4 protein-coding genes and 3 pseudogenes are annotated in these 11,305 nt (G+C 56.9%); 5 read left to right on the plus strand and 2 right to left on the minus strand.

Annotation, left to right across the window (positions count from 1 at the left end; translation table 11 throughout):
- Positions 1-8: 8 nt before the first annotated feature.
- On the minus strand, positions 9-3,305 hold the full coding sequence (locus AB4O25_RS14600) for an STY4851/ECs_5259 family protein (RefSeq protein WP_460149701.1): 3,297 nt from the start codon (positions 3,303-3,305) through the stop codon (positions 9-11).
- A gap of 1,517 nt (positions 3,306-4,822) precedes the next feature.
- Between AB4O25_RS14600 and AB4O25_RS14605 the strand changes: the two genes are divergently transcribed.
- The 5 genes and pseudogenes from AB4O25_RS14605 to AB4O25_RS14625 all read left to right on the plus strand — a co-directional run bounded on the left by AB4O25_RS14605 (position 4,823) and on the right by AB4O25_RS14625 (position 10,753).
- The gene (locus AB4O25_RS14605) at positions 4,823-5,773 is read left to right on the plus strand and encodes an HD-GYP domain-containing protein (RefSeq protein WP_460149702.1); all 951 of its coding nucleotides are present in this window, start codon (positions 4,823-4,825) and stop codon (positions 5,771-5,773) included.
- Positions 5,774-6,214: 441 nt separating this feature from the next.
- Positions 6,215-7,117, plus strand: a pseudogene (locus AB4O25_RS14610) (PDC sensor domain-containing protein); the annotation flags it as partial.
- A gap of 426 nt (positions 7,118-7,543) precedes the next feature.
- A pseudogene (locus tag AB4O25_RS14615) lies at positions 7,544-8,062 on the plus strand (methyl-accepting chemotaxis protein); the annotation flags it as partial.
- A 107-nt stretch (positions 8,063-8,169) separates the two neighbouring features.
- Positions 8,170-9,201, plus strand: a complete 1,032-nt coding sequence (locus AB4O25_RS14620) for a hypothetical protein (protein WP_116079106.1) — start codon at positions 8,170-8,172, stop codon at positions 9,199-9,201.
- Positions 9,202-9,318: 117 nt separating this feature from the next.
- A pseudogene (locus AB4O25_RS14625) lies at positions 9,319-10,753 on the plus strand (ArnT family glycosyltransferase).
- A 15-nt stretch (positions 10,754-10,768) separates the two neighbouring features.
- Here the strand turns inward: AB4O25_RS14625 and AB4O25_RS14630 are convergent.
- Complete coding sequence (locus tag AB4O25_RS14630) at positions 10,769-11,257, minus strand: TIGR00645 family protein (RefSeq protein WP_003176188.1); 489 nt, start codon at positions 11,255-11,257, stop codon at positions 10,769-10,771.
- Positions 11,258-11,305 lie beyond the last annotated feature (48 nt).

Below are 11,305 nucleotides of genomic sequence, written 5' to 3' on the forward strand. Positions count from 1 at the left end.
GCTATTCCTTAGCGATCTGTATGGGCAGCAAGCAGGTAGGAAACGGTAAGTGCATGAACAGGGTTGAACCAGCCATGCCGATCAAAATCAGCTAGCCAACGCGCGGCAAACTTGAAATAGGCCGTCGGTATGCCGAGGTCGTTGACCGAGGCTTTGCCGGCCGTTACGTAAGCCATGAAGATAGGCAGATAGGTCACTGCGTCGGTAAACTCGGCCAGGCTCATAGCCTTAACGCGGAGTGGCAACGGTTGCTCGGCCACCCAATGGGCCAATGCCTCTCCAAGGACGTTCGGCCAGTCCAGGTTAGCCGCATGAAGACGGCGCAGGTCCTGATACCACATTGGCAAGATATCTTCGGCCGACAAGCGCCTGAGTTCACAACAATCACCGGTACCCAGATAATTGCCTACATAGTCAAAGCCGGAAACGATGTAGCGCAATACAATCGCACGATCTTTCACCAGCCGCTCGACATGCTCAGACGGCAGGCCTGTCAACTTGAGCCCCTCAGCAAATATCTGGTAAGCAGAGGCCCACATGGGCAACGGTATGGTTTCCCACATCAGCGCCAGCTCATCGGCAATGCGAGCGCAAAAGGCTTCGTCCATTTCCAGTCGGAATACCGCCAGCCCTAATGCCTGAGGATTTTTAGCCAAGGCTTTCCAGGCTTCGAATGAAGACAATGGCAAGTGAGCGTATTGGCGCTTCAAGTCCGCGAGGTATTGCCAACCACTGTGAGCGAAATCATTCGCCATCGCGCGGATCTGCTCTTCGATGACGTCCGGACGGTGGATCGGATGGAACACTTGTGCGGCACGGTGCAATGAACGCACTTGCAAATCGACGGGCACGCTCATAGACGCAGGCAAGTATAGCTGGGGGCGGAATTGAATCGGTGATTCCTTGCCTGGGTAGATCAACCAAGGGCCATCAATCAGCATCGATTGAGGGATAGCGAAGCGATCCGTTCCGACCCCTTCCGTGGTGTTTTCAACCAATTGCAACGGAGCTTGCTTAGGGTCCGACAGCAGCATGGCTTCGGCACGCGCGTCATCAAGGATATCGGTGCCATCGACTCCGCATACGTAAAAAGCGCTGGCCTCCTCCATCAACACTCGACCACCGTATCTTCTGATGTCCAATTGCATCAGTAACTGTTCGGTTTCTACCGTCAAGTGTACATAGGCATCTTGCTCATCAACTGCAGCTAGCATAGTTTGCAGGTCAGCGACATAGCTGAAGAGATTGAGGACCATCGGCATCTGACCAACGCGTACCGCGAAGACCCTTTTGGGGTGAGACTGCTCTCGGCACATAAGTTCGAATTGCAGATAGAACATCTGTCCTTGTGGCAGACCGGAGCTTAGCTGCAACCGGTGCCCAGTCAGCTCGGCAAGGTTCAAAGTCTTCACTGCAGTATGCTGGCCGTCGACACCAAGCAGGCGTGCACCCTGATAAGGAAAGGGCAATCGCAGGTGCAATAGACCCGCTGCGGGGCCGATCTGCAACGTAAACGCCTGCGGACAATGCTGGCCGCTCAGCTCCATCTGGTAGCTGCCCTGACTGACCGAGCACAGCAATCCCTCACCCGCTACATGCAAAGACAGGTTATCGGCGTTCTTGACCTGTAACCTGGCCGGACGGCGGCCGTAAGCAGGGTATAGCCCCAGCTCGAAGCCGCGGGGCAACACACCAAATCGGCGCCGTAGCAGCGTTTCTCCTTTACGGCTGCGAACGATATAGTTGATTGCGCCGAACACTAGAGCGTTGCGTCGATCGAGTGGCCGGCCGTTGGCGAATTCGATCAATTCATCCCTTCGCCAGGTGCTACCTTCGGCCAACTCCAAGGTGGGCCAGCCCAGATAAACGGTAGATGGCGAGCATTCGAACAGCGCGTAAACCCCCGTCAACATTAAAGGCGCAACATCGCCGCCAGGCTGCGAAAGGCATATCTCGTAGCGCTCAGCATCATCCTTGAGAATCAGGTTGCCAGTGGTTTCGATCCATTGCCCGGACTCGACGTCAGTTAGCACCGGTACGGTCGACTCCAGTGCATCACTGAAGGTAAAACGCTCGGGCACTCGTACCCTAACCTTGCTGCTGGCGAGCTTGCAGCTGGATGTCCCTACTAGATGCCAACGATCCGCTCGGCACTCGAACACCAGCGGTACATCCTGATAATCCAGAGCGCTGTTCTCGAATAGGAGGGTGTGGATGGTGCTACCGCTTTCCATAACCCGCAAACTCACAGGTTTGTTCAGATATCGACGCCGCAGGGAGACCTGCACATTGGCAAAGCGGATCTTTACTGCTTTCTCCGCCAGCTGGGCATAAACAGCAGGCCCCCGCTCAAGCAGGGTTTCACCTTCGAAATAAGCCAGCTCGAGGCGGGTATTACGAAGTGAGGATGGATTGATCGGCAGTAAAGTCTCTGGGGGCAGATTAAGCTCGGTCAAGATTGTCCAGTGCGGTAACTGTCCCTGCTGAATGTGTTCGCAGGTAAACGCTCGTGCTTTGGCTAACGCCTCTTTGCGTTCCTGCCTTTTAATGCCTGCGTCACGTAGCCACTCGTTGAGTAGATGACGGGCGTTGGTCTCGTCCAACGGTATGGGAAAGGCTTCGTGCCAATGGGGATCAACTCGATCCAGATAGGCCGCCGGATCAACCTCGTCCTTGATAGGGTAACGATCAACCAGCGTCATCAGTTGATCGACGATTCCAGCCAGCAACGTGCGTGTTTCCAGATTGCGGAACGACAGCGGCAGCCCATCTTCAAAGTCGGCCAGCAGATCAGCGGTGGTGCGCCGGTGCCCCTCGGTACGGTAAAAGTGCTTGATACCACGGCGCACCGCTCGGCCAAACCCGTGGGACTCGCTGCTGAGCAGCGGCCAAGGCAGTCCACCCTCCGTAAACAATGTGCCCAGCCAATCCCGACCTTGGTCTCGGATGCGCACTTTCCGCTTCCAGTAACCTAAGCCCTTTCCGGTCAGGCTGGCGTGCTGCGCCGGTGTGAGGGTTATGCCTATACGAGACTCAGCCCCCTGCCACGACCAATTGCCGTCGTAATGGCGACGGTAATTTTCGCTGACGAATAGACAAAAACAAGCCGCCACATACAGCTCCTGCGTCGGGCTATTAGCTGTAAGCGCCATTTTCAGCATGGCTGCCAGCCCGGTATATTCGTCCTCCGTGACATGGTAGCTATAGAGCGGCTGACCAGTAGGCCCTGTGAACAAGACGCGAGTGAACAGAAATTCGGTCAGCCATGCTTTGGCTGGTAGATGGTTAACTGCCAACTGAGCCATCGAAAATCCCTTTTAGAATTGGGCGCCGAAACAGTGCCGCTTTAGCCAACACCTCGCTTTACACAGAGGGGCTTAGTGTGTACTGAATGGGTCAAGCGGAATACATTGTTGCCGGTCAAGGGATCAGCCGGAAGCCCGCTCGCTCCAAAGCGCCTACGACCTCGTCGACGCTCAATTCCATTTTCATTCCCTGAAAGCGCGATATTGAATGGCCACACCCTAAGCAACTGCGGTTGATTCGTCTAGATTTTTGATACAAACCTCGATCAGTTGCACTGCAAAACATTGGCGCGGTATCCATAAAACGCGAAATACGGCGCGCGCAGCTCAGCTGCAGTGCACGTGGCCGTTGCCCTACCCCCGCCGCTCGGTGAAAGGTGTTGGTGGCGTTATGACTGTACCGTACCCCACGTAAACACTGGCGGAAGGCGGTAGATTAAAATGGTTGGGACGACTCAGCGTTGTACCCGGTCTCGCCAATCACCCTGCCGGGCAAACGCGCTGGGTGGGTATTCCAAAGAGTGTTCCAGTGAAATTTCTAAACTGAAGAAATCTATTACAATCATTAAATTAAGTAGCGCGTTCAACTTACCCCGGCTCTAAAGACGTCCACGGACGTCTTTTTTGGTGCCTGAAATCCAATAAATACAGGGGCTTCAGCGCTTATGGGAGCTTTCTAGGTTTTTTAAACTCTAAGCATTTTGGCGTCCCATTTTGGGCATGTGGACCGCTGGTGCAACGCACTGCTCCCAAACCTCACCGCGAGGCGCCGAGGCAAGCCAGTCTGTCGGAGGCCGAAGACAGATTCGAGAATGTCGCCACGACCGGGTTCAAGTTGAAAAAACGCCGTCACCCCAGCCCGCACCGAAGACATTTGGTGTCTCACTCACTCTGCATGTTTTCCCCGCTTGAAAACCACACCATTCGCGGATATCACAGTGCCTATGCTCAGCAAGCTCCTTAGCGCCATAAAGTCCAGAACATGGCGCATTGCGAACCACAAAAAACGCCCCCTCGCAAACTTATTACAACCCCCTTTCAACCTTAATCATTCTCAACATCCCAAATAGCAAGTTAGCGAACTATCTATTCCACCCCATCAACTGGATAGACAAACACAAACCACCCATTGCTTTAACGATAAACCCCCTCGTTATTTTGTTTTCAAATGCATTTCAAATACCCACACCCATGCTAATGTCATTACGATATCAGTGCTGTTTAAGCAGGCCTGGGAGGTTATTCGTTGCCCCACATTCTCTCTACTACCAAAGTCTAATAACGATATTTGTGGAGTCACCAATATTCGAGGCGCGCGCATCCTCTTCTAGACGCGTAATAAGAAGACCATCAGCAGAGGGCATACCATGTTGAAGTGCAATGGACCCAATGATCGGGCTGCCGGCGAGGCGAAGCCATTTTGGCGAGATCGCGTGGAGGCACCGTGTATCCAGGAGTGCGATGTTCAACCCGCCTCTGACCCGGCAGAACCGGCCACCTTGGCTCCTCTAACGTCCATGAAAGACGAACTGATCGCCGCGCAGGCGATTTGTGGTCGCGCCAAGTCCGCGGTGGTCGAAATGTTCGGCCATGCCCGCATGGGCCGGGCGTTGGAGTTGGAGCATATCGGCGCATTGGTCGACGATATTTCAAGCTCCATTGCACGCCATCCCAATGCTTTTATCAGCCTGGCACGTCTGAAAAGCATCGATGACTACACCTACATGCATTCGGTCGCGGTGTGTGCGTTGATGATCGCCCTGGGCAATCAGTTAGGCCTGCCCACCGCCCTGATTCGCAAGGTCGGGCTGGCCGGACTGCTGCACGACATCGGCAAAATGGCGATTCCCGGTGCCATTCTCAACAAGCCCGGCCGCTTGAGCGATGACGAATTACAGGTGGTGCGAACGCATCCGCTTGAAGGGGAAAAAACATTGCTGGCCACCGCGCAAGTATGCGAGATGGTCGTGGATGTATGCCTGCATCACCACGAGAAAATCGACGGCACCGGCTACCCCCATCAGTTGGCTGGCGACCAGATCAGCCTTGTGGCTCGGATGGCCGCGGTCTGCGATGTCTACGACGCAATTACCTCGGACCGTTCGTACAACCAGGGCTGGGACCCTGCCGTGGCTATTCAACAAATGTCGACATGGGAAGGGCATTTTGACGATGACGTATTCCGCGCGTTTTTAAAGTCCGTGGGTATTTACCCCGTCGGTTCTATCGTTCAATTGCAAAGCGGCGGTATCGGTGTAGTGATAGAACAACATGCCGACTCATTATTGACGCCAAAAATCAAAGTGTTTTTCCTGCCGGCTTTAAATGTCTCTATCCCCTACCAAATAATAGACCTGGGCACCCCCAACCAACACGATCGTATTATTGCGCGGGTAGCGCCGCAACGTTATGGTTTCAAAAATACCGAGCGTTTATGGCTCGACGACGCCGCACCCAAAACGCGTTAAGCAACTTACAGCGCTGTACAGCATGCCAATGCCAAAGCAGCCGATGATCCAATAAGCCGTGCGAATACAAAGACACTGGAATGTCGACATCCGATTATTTTGGTCGTTATGAGCGTGGGCGAAAACATCATGAAATTCAAATCATTGCAGACTCGAATCTGTTTTACGGCCGGACTCTGCCTGTTTATTTCCTGCGCAAGTCTGGTGTTATATGGGCTGTATTCCTCAAAGGCCAACGAAGCCTATGTGGGCGCGCAAGTATCGGCATTGATTGAAACCGCCACCATCCGCGAAGTGCAGAATCTGGCAGAGTCTCGTGCTACCGCCATCCAGGCGAAGCTGCAAAACGCGCTGGACTCGGCACGCACACTGGCCAATACGCTGGGCGCGGGCAAAAGCGCCCAAAGCCCGCTGGTATTGGGTCGGGACTCAATCAATACAATGTTGCTCAGCGTGCTCAAGGACAACCCCGACTTCAACGGCACGTACTCCTGCTGGGAGCCCGACGCACTGGACGGCCAGGATCAAGCCTTTCGTAATAACGAGGGCGGTAACAACCCCTTGACTGGCCGCTTCACCCCTTATTGGACACGCAGTTCAGACGGTCATATCGCCGTGCAACCACTGGTCGAATATGACTCCGATGCCCGCCACCCCAACGGTGTGTTGAAGGGCGGCTGGTACTCCGGCCCCCGGGATACCCTGAAAGAAAGCGTACTCGACCCCCTCCCCTACGTGGTGCAAGGCAAGAATGTATGGCTGACCACCCTGTCGGTGCCGATCACCGCCAATGGCAAGTTCTACGGCGTGGTCGGTGCTGACTTCGATATCTCGTTTATCCAGAAACTCAGCGAGCAGATGTCCGCCGACCTTTATGGCGGCAACGGCTCCGTATCGATCCTCAGCCATCAAGGGCTGGTGGTGGCCGACAGCAAACGGCCGGAACTGATCGGCCAGCCGCTCAAAGCCTTGCTGCCCGACGCTTGGGAGAAGGTGTTGGCCAATGTTCAAAAAGGCCAGGGCGACAGCCAAATCAACCAGGGCACCCAGGAAATCGAGGTGCAGATGCCCATCAACCTGGGCCGCACCGGCAAGCCTTGGGCAATCGTGATTCACCTGCCGAAGGCGGTTGTCATGAGCCAGGCCCTGGCCCTGGAACAAGAACTTCAATCGCGCGGCGTCAACAGCAGCATCTGGCAGGTCGCAGTCGGCATAGTCATCTCCATATTGGCTTTGCTTACCCTGTGGTTGGCTACCGCCAAAATCGTCGGCCCGATTCGTGAAGCCGCCCACCTGGCCGCTAACATCAGCCTGGGCGACTTTTCGCGTCGGCTGGTGCAAACATCTGAAGATGAGGTCGGCCAATTGTCCTTTGCCCTGAACGATATGTCGGAAAGCCTGCAACGCCAGGTGCGCGTGGCCGAACGCATTTCCGAGGGTGATCTGGACCTGGAGGTACGTCTGTCCTCGCCCAATGACACGCTGGGCAAATCCTTGGAAAAAATGGTCGGCAACCTGAACACCTTGATTTCCCAGGTGCAGGCCAGCGCCACGCAAATCACCGGCAGCTCTGCACAGGTCACGCAGTTGAGCCAGTCGCTGTCCGACGGCGCATCCAATTCGGCGTCGTCGATCACTGAAATCAGTGCCGTCATGACCCAAATGGCGGCGCAGACCACCGACAACGCCGCCAATGCCAAAAAGGCCGACGAACAATCCCAGGCGGCGCGCGCCGACGCGGGGGAAAGTGACAAGCTGATGAGCGAACTGATCGCGGCCATGGCCGAGATCGATAATTCGGGCAAAGACATTACCGCCATCATCACCACCATCGACAACATTGCCGCGCAGACCAACCTGCTGGCGTTGAACGCCGCGATCGAAGCCGCACGTGCCGGGGAGCTGGGCCGCGGCTTTGCCGTGGTGGCCGATGAAGTGCGCAGCCTCGCGGCACGCAGTGCCGAGGCGGCACAACAGACCGCAGCGCTGATTGCCGACTCGTCGACCAAGACGCAACGCGGCATGATCATCGCCGGCCGCACCGCCGACTCGCTGCGCAACATTGTCACCGGCACCGGCACCGTCTCAAGTCTGGTGTCACTGATCTATCAGGCGTCCAGCGAACAGGCGTCCGGCTTGCAACAGGCGAGTATTGGGCTGGAGCAGATCGACGAGGTCACCCAGCAAAACCAGGCCAACTCCCAGCAATGCGCGATCGCGGCCAGGAACCTGTCAGAGCGGGCCAATGCAATGCAGCAGGGGTTGGGGCGTTTTAAAGTCAAAGCCTAAGGTGTTAACCGGCGCGCACTGACCGCCACGCAGGCGCAACCACTTGGACTCCACCCGACTTCCCATTACCCTGAGCGCCCCATCAGACAACCGGAAGTCAGATACCCGTGTTCAAGCCCGTCGCTGCTATCGCTCTTGCCTGCACACCTTTGCTCGCCAACGCCGCCGACCTCGCCGGCGTCTGGACCGGCACGCTGGGCAAATCCGCCATTACCGCCTGTTTCAACGGAGCTGACGGGGAGCACGGCAGTTATTACTACCAACGCATCCTCACCCCCATTCAACTGACCCAAGCCAGCGACAGCGCGCCGTGGGCGGAGGAAGGCGATACCGGGTTCTGGACGCTGGACAATCGCTCCGGCGATACGCTGGCGGGCGCTTGGCGTAAAACGCAAGGCGGCAAACCGCTGCCGATCACCCTGAAACGCGTCGGTACGCCAAACGACGGCTGCGGCAGCGATGCCTATAACGCCGCCCTGGAAGCGGCGCCGCTGCCGGTCAAGACGCAGGAAAAATCCTTCGGCGGTCACCGCTACGTGCTCAAGACCCAAGGCGCCCGAGTCACGCTCAAGCTTGAGGGTGATGGCCCGGCGGTGCAGAAAATCAATCGGCAACTCGCGGCGCTGGCGGTCAACGACGACGATCAGGCCGACTATTTGCGCGAGCGTCGCGAGTATCTGGGACGAAACGGCTCGGCCCTCACCAGTGAAATCACGGTTGAGCCGACGTATTGGTCGTCGCAGTGGATCACCGTGAAGTTCTACCGCTGGACCGCGGGCATGGGCGCCCGGGGCATCAGTTGGGGGCAGCATTCCTGGAACCTGCAGACCGGCGAAGCGGTTGACCCCTGGACGTGGCTGGGCGGGCACCAGCAGTGGTATGACGCCTATTCCGGCGAAGTGAAGCTGTCGACCCCGTTCAAGACATGGCTGGCCAAACAAACCACCACCGACGAGGGATGCCCGGCGATCAACAGCTATTCCACGTTCGACCTGAGCTTCAACACCCAAGGATTGCAGCTGTCGACACCCGCCAACGGTGACGGGTGCGACAACGAACTGAGCTTTACCTGGGAGCAATTGGCAGCCGTGTTGACAGCCGAGGGTAAAGCCGCGCTGCCCAGCTTGAAGGCGCCGTGAATACCTGAATACAAAAACCCTACACTCGTTCACGAAACATTCAGAAACGCCGACAGATACTAGCCGAATGCCACGGCCGCTCCCCCGAGCGGCCCACTGCCTCGGTAGCCACAACCCATGACACGCCCCGCCTCTTTATTGTTTCTGCTCGCCGGTCTTTTTATTTTTTTTCGCCCTAGGTAGCCACGACCTGCAAGGCTCCACCGAAGCCCGCGTCGCCGGGATCGCCATGGCCATGCATCTGGACAATAACTGGGTGGTGCCACAGTTATTTCGCGAGCCTTTTTTGGAAAAGCCGCCCTTGAGCCTGTGGCTGGATGCCGGGGCGATTCGCCTGTTTGGCGGCACCACCTGGGCTGTGCGCCTGGCGTCGGCGTTTGCCGGGTTGTTCAGCGTAATGCTGCTCTACGCAATGCTGCGCAGGTTCGGCCGGCCGCAGACATTGGCGTTCAGCGCAGCCTTGATCCTGGCGACCATGGCCAGTTACTGGAGCAACGTGCGCGGCGTGGGTGAGGACTCGTTGCTCAGCCTCGGCGTGACCACTGCGCTGCTGGCGTTCTATCAGGCGGTGCGGCCGGACCGCGAAGGCCCCAACATGGGCCATTGGGCGCTGTTTACCGTCGGGATGGCGATCGCCACGCTAAGCAAAGGTGTGCTGGGGCTGGCCATGCCGGGCATTGTGATTTTTGTGTACCTGGCCGCTACCAGCGTGATGGACAAACGCCTGCGCATCGGCAACTGGCTCAAACCCGCGCTGTGCACCCTATTGGCATTGGTGCCGCTGCTGATATGGCTGTGCTTCCTGTACCAACGTGGCGGCATGCAGGCTGTAGGCGAAGTACTGTGGACCAACAGCGTCGGCCGGTTCAGCGGCTCGTTTGTCGAAGCCGGGCATTACGAGCCGTTCTACTACTACATCGCCAAACTGCCGGAGGCGTTCCTGCCCTGGAACATCCTGGTGTACCTGGGGCTGTGGCATTTGCGTAAAAGCCTGGCGCGCAATCGCTATCACCTGTTTTTCAGCGTATGGCTGGTGGCGCAATTCACCTTGCTGACCCTGGCGTCCAGTAAGCGCACGGTGTACCTGATGACGCTGGCCCCGGCCGCCGCCGTGTTGGCCGCCGAATATGCACGGGTACTGCTGCAATGGCTCAAAGAGCACAAACCCGCCCTGTATAAACACCACCGACCTCTGGTGGGCGGCGTGTTCACCCTGGCCATTGCCAGCTACCTGATCGCTGCCTTCTGGTTTGCGCCCAAGGCTGATGTGCGCCAGTCATTCGTGCCGGTCATCCGCCAGATCCAGGCACTGCAAGCCGAAGGCAAAGAAGTCGTATTGTTCCAGCCCAATGAACGCATCGCCGGCGCCGGCGTGTTCTACATGCAGGGCTATTTGAAGATGCTGCAGACAGAACCCGAGCTGCACCGTTACCTGGCGGCCAAGCCCGGCAACGTTGCGCTGCTGGACCACACCAACGGCTTGAATCCCCAGGTGAAGGTGATCAAACACATGGCGATCAACCGCCAGCCCTACTACTTCGTCGAGCAGTAGGGCCGGCGCAAGGCATCAGTGCTTGGTGAGTTTGTCCAGGTAGCCCATCGCGAACGCGGAGATCACGAAGGTCATGTGGATGATCACGTACCACATCAGGTGCTGCGGATCGACGTTCTTGGCATCCATGAAGATGCGCAGCAAGTGGATCGAGGAAATCGCCACGATGGAGGCCGCCACTTTCATCTTCAGCGACGAAGAGTCCATGGTGCCCAGCCAGTTGAGTTTCTCTTTGTTGTCATCGATATCCAGCTGCGAGACGAAGTTCTCGTAGCCGGAAATCATCACCATCACCAGCAAGCCACCGACCAGCGCCATGTCGATCAACGACAGCAGCAGCAAGATGACGTCCGCCTCCAGCATGCTGAACACATTCGGCAGAACGTGGATGATTTCCTGAAAGAATTTCAATGCCAGGATCAGCAGGCCCAGGGACAAGCCGAGGTAGATCGGCGCCAACAGCCAGCGTGAAGCGTACATAGTATTTTCGATAAAGCGTTCCATGGGGGTCTCACACAGCTTGGCTAGAAATGGCGGCGAGTATACCAGCCG

This window comes from Pseudomonas sp. S3_A03 (genome assembly GCF_054668275.1).

Coding starts and splice junctions, on each gene's coding strand:
- AB4O25_RS14630 (WP_003176188.1), bottom strand. CDS start 11,257: ATGGAACGCTTTATCGAAAATACTATGTACGCTTCACGCTGGCTGTTG.
- AB4O25_RS14605 (WP_460149702.1), top strand. CDS start 4,823: ATGAAAGACGAACTGATCGCCGCGCAGGCGATTTGTGGTCGCGCCAAG.
- AB4O25_RS14600 (WP_460149701.1), bottom strand. CDS start 3,305: ATGGCTCAGTTGGCAGTTAACCATCTACCAGCCAAAGCATGGCTGACC.